The sequence below is a fragment of the Aeromicrobium sp. genome (genome assembly GCF_014378035.1).
Classification (GTDB): Bacteria; Actinomycetota; Actinomycetes; order Propionibacteriales; family Nocardioidaceae; genus Aeromicrobium.
Genome location: NZ_JACMOM010000233.1, coordinates 1 through 17,571, shown reverse-complemented (window position 1 = coordinate 17,571; position 17,571 = coordinate 1). Strand labels below are relative to the sequence as shown.

At 66.5% G+C, this 17,571-nt stretch carries 16 protein-coding genes; 5 read left to right on the top strand and 11 right to left on the bottom strand.

Annotation, left to right across the window (positions count from 1 at the left end; genetic code table 11):
- The 11 genes from H7290_RS12245 to H7290_RS12195 all read right to left on the bottom strand — a co-directional run.
- Positions 1-276: hypothetical protein (locus H7290_RS12245; RefSeq protein WP_290514298.1), on the bottom strand; the 276-nt coding region annotated here is incomplete at its 3' end.
- A complete protein-coding gene (locus tag H7290_RS12240; RefSeq protein WP_290514299.1) occupies positions 269-1,042 on the bottom strand; it encodes a phosphate ABC transporter ATP-binding protein in 774 nt (257 codons plus the stop codon). The genes H7290_RS12240 and H7290_RS12245, both read right to left, overlap by 8 nt.
- A gap of 192 nt (positions 1,043-1,234) precedes the next feature.
- Positions 1,235-3,142, bottom strand: a complete 1,908-nt coding sequence (locus H7290_RS12235; protein ID WP_290514297.1) for an Ig-like domain repeat protein — start codon at positions 3,140-3,142, stop codon at positions 1,235-1,237.
- Positions 3,143-3,300: 158 nt separating this feature from the next.
- Positions 3,301-4,278 carry a sortase gene (locus H7290_RS12230; RefSeq protein WP_290514296.1) on the bottom strand — a complete coding sequence of 326 codons (978 nt, stop codon included), beginning with the start codon at positions 4,276-4,278 and terminating at the stop codon, positions 3,301-3,303.
- Complete coding sequence (locus H7290_RS12225; protein WP_290514295.1) at positions 4,260-6,830, bottom strand: hypothetical protein; 2,571 nt, start codon at positions 6,828-6,830, stop codon at positions 4,260-4,262. The genes H7290_RS12230 and H7290_RS12225 overlap by 19 nt, the downstream gene beginning before the upstream one ends.
- The gene (locus H7290_RS12220) at positions 6,830-8,458 is read right to left on the bottom strand and encodes a phosphate ABC transporter substrate-binding protein PstS (protein ID WP_290514294.1); all 1,629 of its coding nucleotides are present in this window, start codon (positions 8,456-8,458) and stop codon (positions 6,830-6,832) included. The genes H7290_RS12225 and H7290_RS12220 overlap by 1 nt, the downstream gene beginning before the upstream one ends.
- Positions 8,455-9,609 (bottom strand): phosphate ABC transporter permease PstA, encoded by a 1,155-nt coding sequence (gene pstA / locus H7290_RS12215; RefSeq protein ID WP_290514293.1) that lies wholly within the window; start codon positions 9,607-9,609, stop codon positions 8,455-8,457. Before pstA ends, H7290_RS12220 begins: the two co-directional genes overlap by 4 nt.
- Positions 9,609-10,622: a phosphate ABC transporter permease subunit PstC gene (gene pstC, locus H7290_RS12210; RefSeq protein ID WP_290514292.1), complete on the bottom strand. Its 1,014-nt coding sequence runs from the start codon at positions 10,620-10,622 to the stop codon at positions 9,609-9,611. The genes pstA and pstC overlap by 1 nt, the downstream gene beginning before the upstream one ends.
- A gap of 233 nt (positions 10,623-10,855) precedes the next feature.
- Entirely contained in the window at positions 10,856-11,980 is a 1,125-nt protein-coding gene (locus H7290_RS12205; RefSeq protein WP_290514291.1) for an SPFH domain-containing protein, read from the bottom strand.
- The gene (locus H7290_RS12200) at positions 11,980-12,420 is read right to left on the bottom strand and encodes an NfeD family protein (protein WP_290514290.1); all 441 of its coding nucleotides are present in this window, start codon (positions 12,418-12,420) and stop codon (positions 11,980-11,982) included. Before H7290_RS12200 ends, H7290_RS12205 begins: the two co-directional genes overlap by 1 nt.
- A gap of 43 nt (positions 12,421-12,463) precedes the next feature.
- Positions 12,464-13,267 (bottom strand): ABC transporter ATP-binding protein, encoded by an 804-nt coding sequence (locus H7290_RS12195; protein ID WP_290514289.1) that lies wholly within the window; start codon positions 13,265-13,267, stop codon positions 12,464-12,466.
- 80 nt (positions 13,268-13,347) lie between these two features.
- On the opposite strand from H7290_RS12195, the gene serB reads away from it, so the two are divergent.
- The 5 genes from serB to H7290_RS12170 form a co-directional block, all read left to right on the top strand.
- Positions 13,348-14,553: a phosphoserine phosphatase SerB gene (serB, locus tag H7290_RS12190; protein WP_290514288.1), complete on the top strand. Its 1,206-nt coding sequence runs from the start codon at positions 13,348-13,350 to the stop codon at positions 14,551-14,553.
- Between the two features lie 237 nt (positions 14,554-14,790).
- Positions 14,791-15,273: a hypothetical protein gene (locus tag H7290_RS12185; protein WP_290514287.1), complete on the top strand. Its 483-nt coding sequence runs from the start codon at positions 14,791-14,793 to the stop codon at positions 15,271-15,273.
- 127 nt (positions 15,274-15,400) lie between these two features.
- Positions 15,401-15,868, top strand: coding sequence for a hypothetical protein (locus H7290_RS12180; RefSeq protein WP_290514286.1), 468 nt, complete (start codon positions 15,401-15,403; stop codon positions 15,866-15,868).
- Positions 15,865-16,347 (top strand): hypothetical protein, encoded by a 483-nt coding sequence (locus H7290_RS12175; RefSeq protein WP_290514285.1) that lies wholly within the window; start codon positions 15,865-15,867, stop codon positions 16,345-16,347. Before H7290_RS12180 ends, H7290_RS12175 begins: the two co-directional genes overlap by 4 nt.
- The coding region (locus H7290_RS12170; RefSeq protein WP_290514284.1) for a hypothetical protein at positions 16,347-17,571 on the top strand (1,225 nt) is incomplete at its 3' end. The genes H7290_RS12175 and H7290_RS12170, both read left to right, overlap by 1 nt.

Below are 17,571 nucleotides of genomic sequence, written 5' to 3'. Positions count from 1 at the left end.
GCCGGCCCATGCCTCCGAGACGGGGCTGCCCCCGGCAGCGTCATCCCTGCCACTCAAGACCGGCGCAATCTGCTCAGCAACCGGCTTGACCGCCTCCATCGTCGTGGTCGGCTCGGCCGTCAGCCCGGGCCGGGTGTCGGCGATGACCCCGGTCGACGGCTGGGCTGACAGCACCGCCGTGACGAGAAGCGCGAGGCCGGCGAGGCACACGGCACCCGTCGTCAGCATGATGATCGACGACAAGCCGTCGTGGCGACGGGATGCGCGCTCAGCCAAAACGGCCGTTGACGTAGTCGGCTGTCCGGGAATCCTGCGGGTTTCCGAACATCGCCCCGGTGTCGCCGTGCTCGACGACCACGCCGGGCGTGCCCTGTGCGGCCAGGAAGAAGGCGCACTTCGAAGAAACCCTCGCCGCCTGCTGCATGTTGTGGGTGACGATCACGATCGTCACCTCGCGGGCGAGGTCGAGCATCGTCTCCTCGATAACCCGAGTCGACGTCGGATCGAGGGCGGAGCACGGCTCGTCCATCAGGAGCACCCGCGGCTTGATCGCGAGCGAGCGGGCGATGCAGAGGCGCTGCTGCTGTCCGCCAGACAGCCCGCCGCCGGGTGCGTCGAGGCGGTTCTTGACCTCGTTCCAGAGGCCACCCTTGACCAGGCACGACTCCACGAGGTCGTCGCGGTCGGACTTGTTGATCCGGGTGCCGGTCAGCTTGAGCCCCGCGAGGACGTTCTCACGGATCGACATCGCCGGGAATGGGTTGGGCTTCTGGAACACCATGCCGATCGATCGGCGGGCATCGGTGAGCTTGCGTGCCGCGTCGTAGATGTCCTGGCCGTCAAGCTCGACGCTGCCGGCGAGTGACGCCGACGGGATGAGCTCGTGCATGCGGTTGAGGATGCGCAGGAACGTCGACTTGCCGCAGCCAGAGGGGCCGATCAGTGCCGTGACCGCACCGGCGTCCATCGTCAGCGACACACGGTCGAGCACCTTGTGGTTCCCGAACCATGCCGAGACGTCATTGGCCCTGATCTCGGCCAACCCGCCAGCCGGTGTCTCGACCGCCGGTACGGACGGGAGCACCCGGGTCTCGTCGCTGTTGAGGCTTCGCTCTTCAGTGGTCACAGTCATGGTGTCGTCCTCCGGCAGTAGTGGTTCGTGGTCGCGCACAGCCGGCCCCGCGTCGGTGGGGACGCGGAGCCGGCTGCTTCGTGCGGTGTCGTCATACGGCTACTACGAGACCCTCAGGTTGACGGTCGCGGAAATCGAGCCGGAGTAGTTGCTGCTCGAGCTCGTGAACGTCGCTCTGATCCCGTAGACAGTCGACTTCTTCTTCTGCCTGGCCAGGCTGACCTTCGCGACACCGTTGGTGACCGTGCCTGTACCGACCGTCTTCGACCCGTACTTGAAGGTGATGGTGCCGCTGGGCTTGACCGTGGCCGACGCACCGATGATGGTTACCCTCGTGATCGTCTTGGGTGTCGTGGCGGCACTGATGGTCGGGTCGACGAAAGCGAACTTCGTTGACGTTTTCGCCTTGGTCACCACGAGCGGTGCCGAGTCCGAGGCCTCGCTGTGGACCGCTGTTCCTGCGAGCGTCGCCGTCACCGTGTGGGCGCCCACGACGGTGGTGCCGGGGATGGAGACAAACGCAACGCCCCTGTTCAGAGTGACAGTCGACGGGTTGCCGGAATCGACCTTGACCTTCACTGAGCCGGTGGCAGCTTCACCATCGACGTTCGCGGAGATTGCCACGAGCCGAGTGGTGCCGTAGGTGCCTGTCTCGTTGAGCAGGCCCACCGCGACGTTGGAAGCCGTCTTCACCGTGACCGTCTCCGTGGGCGACGCCGAGGCGTTGAACGCCAAGATGTCGGACGGTGTGAACTCGGCACTGTAGTGGTGGTCACCGAGAGCCACGAGGCTGAGCGTCTTGGTGGCTTTGCCGTCGACGACAGGAACGGCCGCGCCGATCGTGGCGCCATCATCCTTGAAAGTGACAGCCCCATCGGGATCGGTCGACGCGTCGACCGAAGCGGCGAGTGTCACCTTGTTGTTGTTGATCGACTCCGCCGCGAGGGTCGTGTCCGTGTCGACCTGCGAAGTCGTGACGAACGCCGACAGAGCAGTCGTCCGGCTGACTCCGCATGCTCCACCGGCGACCGGACGGGCCAACTGGTCGAAGCCTGCGGCCTCGATGAGAGGCTTCGCGGCGGCGCTGCAGATGAAGCCACCCTCGCCGAACACGGAGGTCAGCTTCGGGCCGAGTGTCGCGTCGGAGAGGTCAGCACCGCGTGCGACGTTGTAGATGGCGCGATAGGCCTTGAAGCCGGCGAGCACCTTGACCGTGGCGGCCGACTCGGTCTTGGCCCGTGCCGTTGAAAACGGCACGATCGCATTCGGGTTGTCCTTGACGTCGACGTCGCTGTGCTCCTGGGTCTCGCTGTTCCCGGAGATGTTCACCGCCACCCCGCTGTTGGCCGCCTGCAGCTGGGCGACGAAGAATGAGTACGTGCCGGATCCACTCTGCGGGACGTAGGGCTTGATCAGGGCTGTCGGTGCCGGACCGGCGTACCCGGGGATGTCTCCCCAGACGTGATACGTGCCGTCGTAGATCTTGACCATCTCTGCCGGTGAGATGGACGCCGGAGCGTTGCTCGCAGTCTTGGAGACGGCGAGCTTCAAGCCGTCCACGGCGAAGGGGAACTGTCGGAGGCCCGCGGAGTCCTCCGCGGTGTTCAGCGAGGATGAGGACCGCGCAAAGTTGACGGACACGTTGTTTCCCGGCCCGTACAGCGTCTTCTTGCCGTTACCGGAGCCGTTCGGGCGGTTGACGGGGGCCTCGCCACTACGAAGAACGATCGTCGGCGTGTCGGACAGGGCGGCGAACGATGCCAACCGGTTCGAGGACTTCTCGAAGTTGAAGCCGGCGACGCCCGCATGCCCCTCACTCAGGTAGTGCATGACGATCTCGGTGGTGTCGGATCCGACGCCGACCAGATCGGTGCCTGCATCAGGGATGAAGCTGGGGTCGTAGATCGTAGGTGGTGATGCTGCGCTGGCCGAGGTGGCCAGTCCGGCGGTCAATGCAGCAGTGGCGACGAGGGCGCCGACCGCGACGAGGGAGACTCGCTGACGAATCATTCCTGAAGTCCTTCTCTCACATGTCATGGGCATCCGGGGGTGGTGCCCATGAGAAAACTAAGCGGGACCGAACCCGTCTCGCGGGGTTTCAGATGAACGCTGGGTGTCCATCGGGCAGACAGGTGGAGCCTAGGGAGCGACATCAGAGAATACTGCAATCACAGGAGATTCGGGAGTAGATACATCGCGAGGTCGGCAGTCAGCCAGGCCAGTGACAGGATGATCGGGGTCGCAATGACCCAGGTTCGGACGAAGCCGAATCGTTGTCGTGAGAACACCGTGCCGGCCACCATGACGGCCAACGCACCGAGGCTCAACGCAAGGGCCGGCATGACGCTGGTGTCGTTCGCCATGGCGGTCTCGGAGGGTCCTATCGCATTGAGCCGGCCGGCCGGTGCGGCGAACGGCTTGCCGACGATCGTGGCATCGATGTAGACGACGTTGCGCGGGCTCAGGGCACCAAGACGTCCGGTGCCATCGGCGGTTGCCATCGTGATGCGCGAGCCGTCCGCCGTCGGCACGACCGGCATCGGCTCGCCTGCGCGGCGGACCCTGCCGATCGTGTACGTGGTCTTGCCCTGCGACGTCACGACGGTCATGGTCTTGCCCGCCGCCTCAGAGAGCATCGGCCCGAAGGGCTTGCCGAAGGTGCGCGCGCGACCGTAGATCAGCGAGACACCGGCCTGTCCAGGCAGCACGGTGTCGCGACGGTGCCCCGGGCCAGAAAGCATGGCGCCGGACGACGTCCCCTCGGCCACCACCTGCTCGTAGCCGAGCGACGGGATCGTGAGCAGCGCGACCGGCGCACCGGGGGCGATGATGCCGCCCGTCGGAGCCGTTGAGCTGGCAAGCTGGGTACGGAACTGCGAGTAGAGACGGTCCTGCGCACGGTTCTGTTCCAGACCGCCGAGCACGAGGATCTGCGCGAGCAGCCAGACGGACAGCACCGCGAGCACCGTGAGCGATGTGCTCGCGACCGCCACCCGTTCGGGAAGTGGAACGGCGTTCGGCTTCGGCTTCGGCTTCGGCTTCGCCGACATCTTCGACCGGAGCGACGGGAAAAGCGGCCAGAGCTGGGCCGGCATGCTCGATCGGCGCCGACCCGACGTTGCCGCGCTCACGGACGTGCCCGCCATGTCGCAACCAGACGTGTCGCCGGCCCGCCGAGCCCCGCGAGCACCGCGAGTGCGATGAGCAGCGGCAGCAGTACTCCCGCGGGACCTGGGCTGCTGGACGCCGTCGCGACAGTGTCTGCCGTCTCGGTCGGGGCTGTGGACGTCTTGGCATCCTTGGGGACGGCGTCGGTCGGGATGTTAGCGTCACCCGGTCCCGCGGCGGCGGCGCCGCCGCCGCCAGGTGCAATCGCGGGCGTGGTGGCGGAGTTGGCCTTTGGCCCCTTCTGGGCGGCTATCAGCCCTGCAACGTCCTGCGCCGACGTGTAGAGCGCGGCTGTCACGCCAGTCGACTTGATCGGGACGAAGCCGTCCGGGAGCTTGCCGTTGCCCGATCCTCTGACCTGTCCCTCGGTAGTGGCGATGCGGATGAACTCAGCGACCTTCAGGGCATCCGACTTCGCGAGACCGTCGAGCTTGGCCGTGGTGTAGACGATCATCGTGCCGGGATAGGCCGTCGGGGTCTTGCGCAGCGTCTGCATGTCAAGGGCGAACGCCCTCCTGACGCCCTGAGGCTTCGCAACCTCTGCCGCAGCGCTGACGCTTTCGTTTGTCGGGGCGATGAACGTCCGTCCATCGCTGCTGGTGAACTTGGCCGTCGGCGACACTGTCGAGGTCGTCTGCAACGCGGCAGTCCGCAGGCCGAAGCGGGCGGCGTCGCCGAGGCTGACAACGCCCAGCATGAAGCGCGTTCCGATCCCCTGACGGTCAACACGTCCCACCTTGAACGGATCGCTGCTGCTCGCGCGGTCACACTTCGTCTGCACGTTGGGCCATGCGTCGAGTACAGCCTCCGCGATCTTGCGCAGGCTCGTCACCGGGGCTGCGAGTTGGCCGAAGTACGGTGCCGGATTCTCCTTCAGGCACTGCAGGTCTGACGTCGGCTCAAACCTGTCGAGCAGCGGGAATTCGCTGGTCGGCAGCTTGACGTCCCTGTACGACGGGTTGACTACCATCCCCCAAGGGTCGGGAACGCCCTCCAGAAATGCCTTTGCCTCCGGGTCGTCCTCGAGGTACGAGGTGAGGGTCTTGATGACGTCGGACGACTCCGAGAGCGACAGCACCGTGGCCGCGGCTTCCCGCGCGATGGAGTCAAGCCCCGGGTTCAGAGCCTGAAACTCCAGATCGAGATTGAGCGACAGGGGGTTTTTCTCGATGCCGGGGTGCTGCTGGCCGCGCCTCGACCCGGTGTACGACTGGCTCAGCAGCTTGGCGAGAAGTCGGGGGGTGAGGTTGAGATCGAACTTCTCACCTTGGTTCCCCGGTCGGTCGACGATGAACGCAACGGCGAAACCGGTGAGGGCGGTCGGTGCATACCCGATCGGGTCCGTCGTGCTCCGCTCTCGGTTGCCGGACACAAATGCTGCCGGCGCCTCGCCCTTTTCCACCAGCGCGAAGGCCGGCTCGTCGCCAAGCCTGTTGTGCTGGAACTTGAACCTGTCCTTGCGCAAGCAGTACGCCGGTGACCACTGCAGTGCAGCCTGGCTCATCAGCTCGGAGCCGTAGAACGGCGTGGGGGCACGTTTGTCGAGGACGTCGCAGGCATCGGGCGGCAAACCGAACGACAGCGGCACCGTGACACGGTTGCGCCAGTTCGACTCGCTCCACCAGTAGACCGGCGACACCGCTGCATCGACGCCCTCGTTGGAGAAGTTGTTCGAGCCGGGCTGGAGTCGACCGTCCTTGCGGCACTCGCGGTCGTTGTCGACGCAGCTGAGCCCCATGATCGGGATGGCCACGATCGAGCAGGCGGTCTTCTCGCTGCATCCGAGCGACTCGTTCTCAGTTGCTGAACGCACCTCGTAGTTGAGCTGGCCCTTGCCGTCGACGTCGCTGAATGCCGCGACTTCTGCTGGCGGGAAGGCCGCGCCGACAGCAGCCTCGGGGGGCATCGTCTCGGCAGTGCACGCCGAGAAGACCGTGCCCCCGGCCGCGACGAACGGCGTCAGGTGGGTCGAGTACGAGGCATCGTCAGCGCACGTGGATGGGATCGATCCGAGGCCGGTCTTCTTGGCCCGTTGCTCGGTCGTGGAATACAGGTCGTGGCGCCACACGGCGAACAGATCGTCCGCCGACTGGGAGCGCTGCTGGCGAGTGGAGGTCCAGCAGGTCTCCGGCCTGAGCTGCCTGGCTACCGGGAGCGACGAATCATCGGTTCCGCGGCACTGCATGATGAGGACGGGGTACTCCTGATTGAGCCCGTTCTCGCCGTACGGGTCGGCGGCACGCCCGGCGCTCGGCCGAGCACCCGACCAGCTGATCTTGAGCCGCTCACGGCCCCGCAGGTTGCGGGTGTGATCGACGGAGAGCGTGAAGTTCCTCGAGTCAACGACATCGTCCGTCCCTGCACGAGCGTCGCGAAACTCACGCGTGACGGTCTTGGTGGCCTTGAACGCTCCCTCGTCGCTGCTCGAGGGGGCGGCGACGGCAGACTGGCCGCCCGCGGCGACCATGCTCAGGATGAGGGTAGAGGCGAAGCCGAGGACAAGCCCCGCCCGGAGGCGATGTGCGCGCATCACCACGCACCCAGCTTTCGACGGGCGCGGCGTCTGAAGTAGACGGCCCCCGCACCCGGCGCCATGATGATCGCGATCAGCTCGATGACGGCGAGTGCACCGAAGACCGAGGTGTCGCCGGCCCGCCCGGCCAGCAGCTCGGTTGGCACGGCAACCGAGCCCTCCCCCGTCCCTTGCGCCGCTGTCCCGCCGCTCGGCAGACCGGTCTCAGGATCGACCGCCCCCGACGCCGGACCGACGGTTGCCACGGCACCACCCGCTGCCGCGCCACCTGCCGCCGACGTACCGGCATTCTTCGCCGCCTTCGTCGAGGTGGGTGCGGTGCCGGTCGCACCGGTGCACGGCCCAGCCCCGATCTTGTCGCACGCGGCCGGCTGGGGCGCGATCTGGGCCAGCTTGTTCTTCGACAGGTCGCCCTTGACGAACGTCGGGTTGTTGCACTGGTTCACGTCGCGGTTCTTGAAGTTGACCTTCGGGTCGGCGGCCGACAGCTTCTTGAGCTGGCTGAACCCGGCCTGCACGAGGTTGAGCGGCAGCGGCGAGTAACCGTACGCCCCAGCCTTGCCCTGTCCTTCGCACAGCGAGTAGAACATGAAGTCGGTCAGTGACTGACGCTTGGCGGTCGTCATGCGCTGGTCCTTCTTGCCCGTCGGCAGCAGCATGTAGGAGTACGACGACAATGGGTAGGCGCGCGGGTCGGCTGCTCCGTAGACACCGTCAAGGATGGACGTGAGGTACTTGTCCGAGCTCGTGTCCTGGTTGATGCGGGCCTTGGTGAGCGCGACGGCCACGTTGTACTGCGTCGGCTCGACGAAGTAGCCGGCCTTGTTCAGCAGCTTGACCACGGGGTACTTCTTGTTCACTGGGTAGGAGTACTCGACATAGCCGATCGTGCCGTTGCCGGCGCCGCTCGCGATGGTGTTCATGACCTGGTCGGAACCGGATGCTCCGATCGACTTGCCGAACGCCGGGTAGTACGAGGTCAGCCCGGACCGGCCGAAGAACGGTCGCCAGATGCTGGGGTAGACCTTGTCGAGCCAGGTCGTGAACTGCGCAGTCGTCCCGGAACCGTCGGAGCGCCTGACCGGGATGATCCTCAGTGAGGGCAGCAAGCGCCCGTTGTTGTCCTTGCTGATCGCCGGATCGTTCCAGTTGGTGATCTTTCCGGTGAAGATCCTTGCGATCGTCTCGCCGGAGAGCCGCAGGTTCTTGACCAGCTTGCCGGCCACCCGGAGCTGATAGGTGAACGCCGTACCGCCCGCGATGATCGGCATGTACGCGAACTCCCGGGAGCCAGCGGAGTCGACGGCTCCCTGCTCGTCCTTGCCCTGGTAGGGAATCTCGGTGATGCCGAAGTCAGTCACGTTCTGGGCGAAGTTCTTGCGGCCCTGCGAAGATCCACCGCCGTTGTACGTGACCTTGATGCCGTTGGCGTCGACGTCAGAGATCCACTGCTGGACGATGACCTCTGACCAGGTCGAGCCTGATCCCTCGATCTGGGCGTAGGCCGCTTGCGCCGGGCGCGCGGTGGTGAGCAGCACGGCCATCGCCAGGACGCCGATCAGCAGGGTCAGAGTGACCCGCCGCCGCACAACCGTGGGAGCGCGGTGGGTGGTGAGGGTGGTCATCGGGTGCCCTTTCGGGGACGGGCCAGGAGGCGAGCGGTGACGAAGAGGATCAGGACGAGGAGGAGCAGGATGGAGGCCGCACCGTAGGCGCGGTCGATGTAGAGCGGCTCGCCGCTCCGTGCGGTCGAGAAGATGAACAGCGGAAGGGAGTTCATGACTCCCCCGGTGGGACTGGTGACCATGAAGGCCGCCGTGCCGGACGTGAGGAGCACCGGCGACGTCTCGCCGATGCCGCGGGCCACGCCGAGGATGACGGCCGTCGCAAGACCGGGTCTCGCGGTCGGCAGCACGATGTGCCACACCGTCCGCCAGCGCGAGGCACCCAGTGCGAGGCTGGCCTCGCGAAGATTGCCCGGGACGACCCGCAGCACCACGTCGGACGCCCGGGCGATGATCGGCAGCATCATGACGGCCAGCGCCATGGCCGCCGCCAGGCCCGATCGGGGCATCTCGAGCCCCACGATGAGAGTCGTGTAGATGAAGAGGCCGGCGACGATCGACGGCAGGGCGGTCATGGCCTCGACGATCGTGCGCACGATCCTCGCGAACCTGCCACCGATCTCGGTCATGTAGATCGCCGTGCCGATGCCCAGCGGGATCGTCACGACGATCGCGATGCCGATCTGGATCAGCGACCCGACGATCGCGTGAGCGACGCCGCCCCGGTTGAGGGGGTCGCGTGGCCCGACTCCTGACATGTCGTCGAAGAACGTGTTGAGGTGCAGCAGCGACGACGAGCCACGGAACAGCACGAAGGTCACGGTCGACATCAGTGCGAACCCGACGAGCAACGCGCCGAGGTGAACCGTGCTGCTGACGATACGGTCGACGACCTCAGGCCACCCGGCGTCGAGGGCCGTCATCATCGCCAACAGCGATATCCCCGCCACGACGGTGACCACGACGAAGATGAGCGCGCCGTGCCACGGAAGGAGGCGCCCACAGATCAGCCAGGACAGCGCAAATGCAGCAACCCAGCAGCCGACGAGCTCGAACCGTTGCTCCGCGGTGGTGGTGCTGAGGATGCGTCGCGGCGCGGTCTCGACGACATCCGTGGAGGCGGGCTCCGTCCGGACGAAGGTCAGGACCGGCGCTTCCACCGTCACCGACGCTCCGGTCACGATTGGCCGAGGTTCGAGATCGATGCTCATCAGGCCTCTGCTCCTTCGCCGGAACGACTGCGTGACACGACTGTCGCGGCAACTGTGTTGATGCCGAGCGTGATGACGAACAGCACGAATCCAGCGGTGAGGAGAGCCTGGAGCTGCGAGCTGGTGGCCTCACCGAACCGCCCGGCCACGAGCGCCGAGATGGTGTTCGTGCCGATCTCCAGCGGCCTGAACTTCAGGTCGAATGCCGGGGAGATGATCAGGAGCACGGCGATGGTCTCACCGAGCGCGCGACCCAGGCCCAGCATCGTCCCGCCGATGATGCCGCCCTTGCCGAAGGGCAGGACCACTGTCTTGACAACTCCCCAGTGCGTGGCGCCGAGGGCGAAGGCCGCCTCGCGCTCACCGGGGGGCGCCTGCGAGAAGACTTGTCGCATGACAGCGCACGCCATGGGGATCACCATCATCGCCACTGCCAGCCCGGCGATGAATGCGGAGGCCGTGTACCGGGTCTGCTCCCAGACCGCGGCGTTCGGATCGGCGTCGACGCGGAAGAACGGGATGAAGCCCAGATGGACGTGCAACCAGTGGGCGAACGCGCTTGCCCGCGGCTGGAGCAGCGCGAATCCCCACAGGCCGTAGATGATGCTCGGCACGGCAGCCATGAGGTCCACCAGCGAGGTCAGAGTCGGCCTCATTCCCGCCGGAGCGTATTCAGCGATGTAGAGCGCCGTCAGGAGGGCCAGGGGAAACGCCACCACGAGTGCCACGAAAGCGACGGTGAACGTGCCGACAAGCACCGCCGCGATCCCCAGGGTGTCTGCCTCCGGCTGCCACTGCGTCTCGGTGAAGAAGCTCCAGCCGTAGTGCTTGAACGTCGGGATCGCCGACAGCGCAAGGAAGAGCCCGATCGCTCCGGTGATCACGAGGACGATGGCCGCGATCGACCGTGTGCCGATGGTGAACGCGCGATCGGACCCGGACTGACGGGTCGCCAGATCCCGCGGTTCGTCCAGATCCGAATCTGGGGTGTCCGTGCGCAGGGTGGTGCTCAAGACCGGGCTCTTTTCGCGACGTCGTGGTGCTCTGTCGCGAAAAATGTAGAGGTATCAGACCCTATGCCGGACCGGTTGCGGTGAACGATCGGTGAACGCTCGGCATACCTTCCGCTCAGATCGGCCGGTTCGCGCTCAACCTCATTCAGTCGGCTCTGCCAGCAAAAAAACGTGGGTCTCGAGACAATCAGTCTCGAGACCCACACCCAGGTCTATGTCGGGGCCCAGCGCGATCAGGTCGGGGGTGGCTTCTGCAACGGGGTTGTCGGGGCCGATGGTGTTGCCGGTGGTGCCGATTCGGCACCCGTCGATGCGGACATCGTCTTCTCAGCGTCGCGGGCTGCATCGAGGGCCTCCTGGACGGCGGTCGCGGTGGCGGCCTCCTCCGGGACGTCGTCCTCGATCGGGGCGTCGAAGTCGATGCGGGTCTTGCTGCCGCCGCCGTCGACCGGGATCGTGCCCAGCGTTCCTCCCAGGGTGCCCAGCGCCTTGGTGAGCTCTGCCGGGATGATCCACGTCGTGGCGTTGTCTCCCTCGGCGATCTTCGGCAGCATCTGGAGGTACTGGTACGACAGCAGCTTCTGGTCGGGGTTGCCGTCGTGGATCGCCTGGAACACGGTCTGGATGGCCTGTGCCTCGCCCTGGGCGCGGAGGATCTGCGCCTGTCGGTCAGCCTGCGCGGACAGGATTTGCGCCTGCCGCATCCCCTCGGCGGTCAGGATCGACGACTGCTTCTCCCCCTCGGCTGTCAGGATGGCTGACTGCCGATTGCCCTCAGCCGTGAGGATCGCCGCACGCTTGTTGCGCTCGGCGCGCATCTGTTGCTCCATCGCGTCGATGATGGACGGCGGCGGGTCGATGCCCTTGAGCTCGACCCGGTTGACGCGAATGCCCCACTTGCCGGTCGCGCTGTCGAGCTCGCCGCGGAGCCCGGAGTTGATCTGGTCGCGGCTGGTCAGCGCGTGCTCGAGCGACATGCCACCGGTGATGTTGCGCAGTGTCGTCATGGTCAGCTGCTCGATGGCCTGGATGTAGTTGGCGATCTCGTACGTCGCCGCCACCGGGTCGGTGACCTGGAAGTAGATGACGGTGTCGATCGAGACCACGAGGTTGTCCTCGGTGATGGCGGGCTGCGGGGGGAACGACACGACCTGCTCGCGCAGGTCGATCGTGTAGCGCACCTTGTCGACGAACGGAACGACGATGTTGAGCCCTGCCTGCAGGGTCGTGCGGTACTTGCCGAACCGCTCGACGATGCCCGCACGCGCCTGCGGGACGATCTTGACCGTCATGGTCAGGGCGATGGCCCCGAGGACGACGATCAGGATGATGAACACGGTGAACGCTTGGGCGAACATCAGGACTCCTTCGTGGTGACGACTGCCGTGGCGCCGTCGATGGCCGAGACGAGGACCTCGGTGCCCGGCTCGAAATGTTCGGTCTTGGACATGGTGCGGGCCGACCACAGCTCGCCGGCCAACTGGATGCGGCCGCCGAACTCGGCAACTGGTTCGACGACGACGCCGACCCGGCCGATCAGGACGTTGTGACCGGAGGTGAGCGTGGGTCCACTGTGCAGACGCGCGACCATCGGGGGGCGGACGAAGTAGAGGAGGCCGACCGACACGACGCCCAGCACCAGGACCGACACCCACAGTGGCGCGCCGAGCACGGAAGCGACTGCGGCAGCCAAGGCGCCCAGAGCGAACATGAGCAGCACCAGGTCGAGGCTGACCATCTCGGTGACCGCCAGGACCACGCCGAGCCCGACCCACGTCACCCACATGTGGTCACTCATCCACTCGAACACCGCGCCACCCCTCGATCGTCCTGCACCACTGTCATCCGGCCCGGTGCCCGTGTGCTGCTCGACGCGCCGTGTAGCGGCCACCTTCGCGCTGGAGCTGCACCCGGAGCCCGAACGTCGCTCCGAGATTGTCGGCGGTGAGCGTCGACTCGATCGGGCCCTGTGCCATCACTTTGCCACCGCGCAGCAACAGCACGTGGGTGAATCCGACCGGAATCTCCTCGACGTGGTGGGACACCATGACCAGGACCGGCGAGTCGTCAGCGTTGGACAGGACCTCGAGGCTGGCCAGCAGGTCCTCGCGCGCGCCGAGGTCGAGGCCGGCTGCGGGCTCGTCGAGCAGCAGAAGCTCGGGGTCGGTCATGAGCGCCCGCGCGATGAGCACCCGCTTGCGCTCGCCCTCGGACAAGGTGCCGAATGTTCGCTGGGCAAGTGCCGTGATGCCCATCTCGCCCATCATCTGGACGGCACGGGCGTGGTCCTCGTCGTCGTACTTCTCCTGCCACCGACCGGTCACGGCATGTGCGGCGGACACGACGGTGTCACTGACCGACTCCGCTGGTGGGATGCGATCGGCCACAGCCGTGCTGGTGTGGCCGATGCGGGTGCGCAGATCGAAGATGTCGATGCGGCCGAGCTTCTCCCCGAGGATGCGCACCTTGCCCTTGGTGGGGTGCATCGAAGCGCTGATGATCTGCATCAAGGTGGTCTTGCCGGCGCCGTTGGGGCCCAGGATGACCCAACGCTCGCCCTCATCCACCGTCCAGCTGATGTTGTCGAGGAGGACCTTGCCGGGGCGCACCACACTGACCTTCGAGAGCTCGAAAGCGGCTGGCATGCACCCTCCTCATCATCAAACATTGCGGTGGTGTCAACCTATCGCGAGCGCGAAGTGTCCGAGCGATAGCCTCAGAGGCGATGACTGAGCCCGTGCCGACCCTGAGCTTCACCGACCCGACCGTCCTGGTCACCCTCACCGGTCCCGACCAGAGCGGGGTCACGACACGCCTGTTCGCCGATCTCGAACCATTCGGTGTCGAAGTCATCGACGTCGAGCAGCTCGTCGTGCGCGGTCGCCTCATCCTGAGTGCGCTGCTGACTGTTCCCGCCGACCCGCCGGGGCTGGAGGCGACCGTCCGTGAGGTCGGCGCCGCCTTCGGCCTCGAGGTCTCGGTCGAGAGGGGCGTCGGCGACAACCGACCCCGCCGGGTGGGGCGCGCGCAGGTCGTTGTTCTCGGCAGCCCGCTGCGGCCTGCCGCCATGGCAGCACTCGCGGCCCGCATCAAGGCAGACGGCGGCAACATCGACCGCATCGTCCGCATGGCGCGCTACCCCGTGACGGCGATTCGCATGGAAGTGTCCGGCGCCGACCCCGACCTGCTGCAGTCGGACCTCGCCGCGGTGGCGTACGAGCAGGGGGTCGACGTCGCGGTGCAGGAGAATGGCATCCTGCGGCACGCCCAGCGCCTCGTCGTGATGGACGTCGACTCGACCCTCATCCAGGGTGAGGTCATCGAGATGATCGCTGCCCGCGCCGGTTTCGAGGCCGAGGTCGCGGCGATCACCGAGTCCGCGATGCGCGGTGAGATCGACTTCGCCGAGTCTCTGCACGCCCGGGTTGCGCTGCTCGCCGGCGTTGCGGAGTCAGCACTCGACGACGTCTACCGGTCGCTCCTGTACGCCCCGGGTGCACGCACCATGATCCGCACCCTCAAACGCCTCGGCTACCGATTCGCTCTGGTCAGCGGTGGGTTCACCCAGATCATTGAACGCATCGCTGCTGAGCTCGACATCGACTACTTCGCCGCCAATCGTCTGGAGGTCGTCGACGGCTTCCTCACCGGCCGCATCCTGGGCGACGTCGTCGATCGAGCAGGCAAGGCAGAAGCCCTTCGGCGCTTCGCCACGGAGGCCCGCATCCCGGTCAAGAACACGGTGGCGATCGGCGACGGTGCCAACGATCTCGACATGCTGGCCGCGTCAGGGCTCGGCATCGCGTTCAACGCCAAGCCGCTGGTGCGTGACCAGGCCCGCACCTCGGTCAACGTCCCCTACCTTGATGCCATCGTCTACCTGCTGGGCATCACGCGTGAAGAGGTCGAAGCGGCAGACGCCGCCGATTAGCTCAAGCGAGAAGCTAGCGCAGGCCGAGTCGAGAAGGGCCGCCACGGTGGTCGCGGGCCCAGGTTTCGGGACACCTTTCCTCGGCATCATCCGATCGATCACACCGCCGCCCCACCCCGGACTCACGATCAAGACGTCGATCCACGGCGGACTCAAGATGCGTGTTCCTCTCACCACCACTACCTTGATCGCAGACGACCTGTCCGGGCAGGTTGCATACAGACAGGCACCAGGTTCATGACCACCACCACGTTCACGAAAAAGAAGAAGTTTGCCATCCTCACCGCGGCACTGGTGTTGGTCGGCGGAGGCGCGGCGTACGCGTACTGGACGACCACAGGCACGGGAGTGGGCACGGCAGCGACCGGGACCAACGCCACCGTCTCAGCCATTCAGACCAGCACCGTGACAGCCATGGCGCCGGGAGTCGCGCCCCAGACCCTGAGCGGCAATTTCAACAACGCCAATGCCGGTCCGGCCTACGTGACAAACGTGGTCGCCAGCATCGGTACGGTGACCAAGGACGCGGGCGCGCCCACGGGAGCCTGCACCGCGGCCGACTACACGCTCACCAATGCCACCATGACCGTGGGCAGCCAAGTGCCTGCCGGATCGGCTCAGGGCGCATGGACCGGCGCGACGATCGCGTTCAGCAACTCCGGTGCAAACCAGGACGGGTGCAAGAACGCGACAGTTGCGCTCGTGTACGCCGTCAACTGAGTGAAATGACCGCTGGTCGGCTCTCCGCCCTTCGGGCCCGGATGTGCGCGAAGATTGCGGATAATTCCAGATGAGGACACTGCTACACAGGCACCTCGCCTGGGGAGTGGCGCTTGGGCTGCTGTTGGTGTTGATCGTTGTCGTGGCGCTCAGCTTCACGTCGTCAGATCGTTCGGCAGGCGGCGCCGGTATCGGCCGGATGCTGGGGCCGTCACCGGAGCCGGTCACGATCCGCGGCAGCGCCCAGACTCCGATGACCGTCGGTGCGTTGATGCCGTTGAATCTGTCGCTGGACAACCCGAACGAATTTGCGCTCACGATCGACAACATCACCGTGACCGTGCTGGACGTCGAGGCGCCGCGCGCTGATGCGGATCATCCGTGCTCCGCGGTCGACTTCGAGGTCCGGCATCTCAAGGGTCGGGTTGGTCTCACGCTTGCCGCCGACAGCAATGACAATCTCAGTGAATTGCTGGTGCCGCTCGGGTCATGGCCGGCGGTGGGCATGCTGAACCGCCCGGTCAATCAGGACGGCTGCAAGGAATCGCTCCTGACCCTTGGCTATGAAGCGAGCGGAGTGCGGGTGCGCCGATGAGAACGACCCGACGAAGGGCGTCGCTGGTCGCGGCCGTCTCTGCCGTGCTCGCGCTCGGCACGATCACGGCCGCGTCCGCGTACTGGGCCGGGTCGGGCGGCGGATCGGGCTCGGCGGCCACCGGTACCGCGCGTGCTGTCACCCTGAGCTCGGCGACAGCTTCCGCTCAGCTTCAACCCGGTGGGCAGGCGGCGGTAGAACTGAGCATCACCAACCCCAACCCCGGCAGCGTCCGGGTCACGTCGCTCGCCCTCGACACCACCCAGGGCATCGGCGGGTTCACCGTCGACAGTTCACACTCGGCGTGTGTCCTGACAACGCTGTCCTTCTCGACGCAGACCAACAACAGCTCCGGCTGGACCGTTCCCGGTGCCGGATCGTTGCCGGTCACCTTGGCCAACTCACTCTCGATGAGCACGAGCGCTGGCAGCGCCTGCCAAGGCGCGTCCTTCACAGTCTTCCTGAAGGCTGGCCCGTGATGCGCCGGCTGATGATACTTCTCATCGCGGCGTGTCTGACGATCATCGCAGCGACGGCCTGGGGCTACTGGTCCACCGGCTCCGTGGCCGGTGGCAACGGCGCGGCAGCGGCCTCGACTGTCAACCAGGGCGCAACGCCGACCGCCAGCGTGGTGGGGCGCACGGTCACGGTCAGCTGGCCTGCGACCACGCTCACCAACGGACAGATGGTCAGTGGCTATGCCGTGAAGCGCTACTCCGGTTCGACGGCTCAGACCATCGTCACGGCGTGCACTGGGATCATCACCGGCACCAGCTGCGTCGAGAGCAACGTGCCGGTCGGCACGTGGGCCTACTCGGTAACCCCACTGTTCGGGTCCGCCTGGAGCGGGCGCGAGAGCGTGAAGAGCAGCACGGTGACGGTGGCAGCGCCGACGCTGGTCCTGTCGGCCACGACGGTGAGGCCCGGGACCTCGGCGACCGGTACGGCAGCTGGGTTCCTCGGCGGGGAGACCCTTCGGTACCGCCTTGACAGCCCCACCGGCACCGGGCTGACCGGCAGCTTCGCAGGAAATGCGACCCCGGCGACGGTTCCCAGCGGCGGCGACGGCTCGGTCGTCGTCACCATGCCGTCCGGAACGAGCGACGGCACCCACACCGTCTACGCCGTGGCCTCGCCCAGCGGCGACGCCGGCGTCGCTGGCGTCATCGTGGACGGCACGGCCCCGCCACTACCCGTGCTGACCCTCACACCAGCCGCCACCAGCGGTGACGCGGCCACCTTCGCCTTCACCGAGGCGGAGGCCTCGGCCACCCTCGACTGCGACCTCGATGGGGCGGGGTTCGCCTCGTGCACCAGCCCGGTGAACTACACACTACTGACCGCCGGCTCGCACACGTTCAGGGTGCGCGCCACCGACACCGTGGGCAACGTCAGCTCGTCGACCTCCTACACCTGGACGGTCAACCTCAGCATCCCCACCGTCACCATCGCCTTTCCCACGGTCGCCGGCCTGTACAACGACGCCGGATTCAACGCTGGCTGCGGTACGGCCGCGACGGGCGACGTCTGCGGTGCGGCGGACGACGACGTGGCCGTCACGGCGGTCAAGGTGAGCCTGCGTCGTCTGAGCACCGGCCTGTGGTGGGACGGCGTGAGCTTCTCCGCCGCGACCGAAACATTTCTCCCCGCCACGGGTACCGTCGACTGGTCGTACGCCATCGCCGCGACCGCCTTGGCCGAGG

Coding starts and splice junctions, on each gene's coding strand:
- H7290_RS12200 (WP_290514290.1), bottom strand. CDS start 12,420: ATGAGTGACCACATGTGGGTGACGTGGGTCGGGCTCGGCGTGGTCCTG.
- H7290_RS12225 (WP_290514295.1), bottom strand. CDS start 6,830: ATGCGCGCACATCGCCTCCGGGCGGGGCTTGTCCTCGGCTTCGCCTCT.
- H7290_RS12235 (WP_290514297.1), bottom strand. CDS start 3,142: ATGATTCGTCAGCGAGTCTCCCTCGTCGCGGTCGGCGCCCTCGTCGCC.
- H7290_RS12195 (WP_290514289.1), bottom strand. CDS start 13,267: ATGCCAGCCGCTTTCGAGCTCTCGAAGGTCAGTGTGGTGCGCCCCGGC.
- H7290_RS12230 (WP_290514296.1), bottom strand. CDS start 4,278: ATGGCGGGCACGTCCGTGAGCGCGGCAACGTCGGGTCGGCGCCGATCG.
- pstA (WP_290514293.1), bottom strand. CDS start 9,609: ATGAGCATCGATCTCGAACCTCGGCCAATCGTGACCGGAGCGTCGGTG.
- serB (WP_290514288.1), top strand. CDS start 13,348: ATGACTGAGCCCGTGCCGACCCTGAGCTTCACCGACCCGACCGTCCTG.
- H7290_RS12205 (WP_290514291.1), bottom strand. CDS start 11,980: ATGTTCGCCCAAGCGTTCACCGTGTTCATCATCCTGATCGTCGTCCTC.
- H7290_RS12185 (WP_290514287.1), top strand. CDS start 14,791: ATGACCACCACCACGTTCACGAAAAAGAAGAAGTTTGCCATCCTCACC.
- H7290_RS12220 (WP_290514294.1), bottom strand. CDS start 8,458: ATGACCACCCTCACCACCCACCGCGCTCCCACGGTTGTGCGGCGGCGG.
- H7290_RS12175 (WP_290514285.1), top strand. CDS start 15,865: ATGAGAACGACCCGACGAAGGGCGTCGCTGGTCGCGGCCGTCTCTGCC.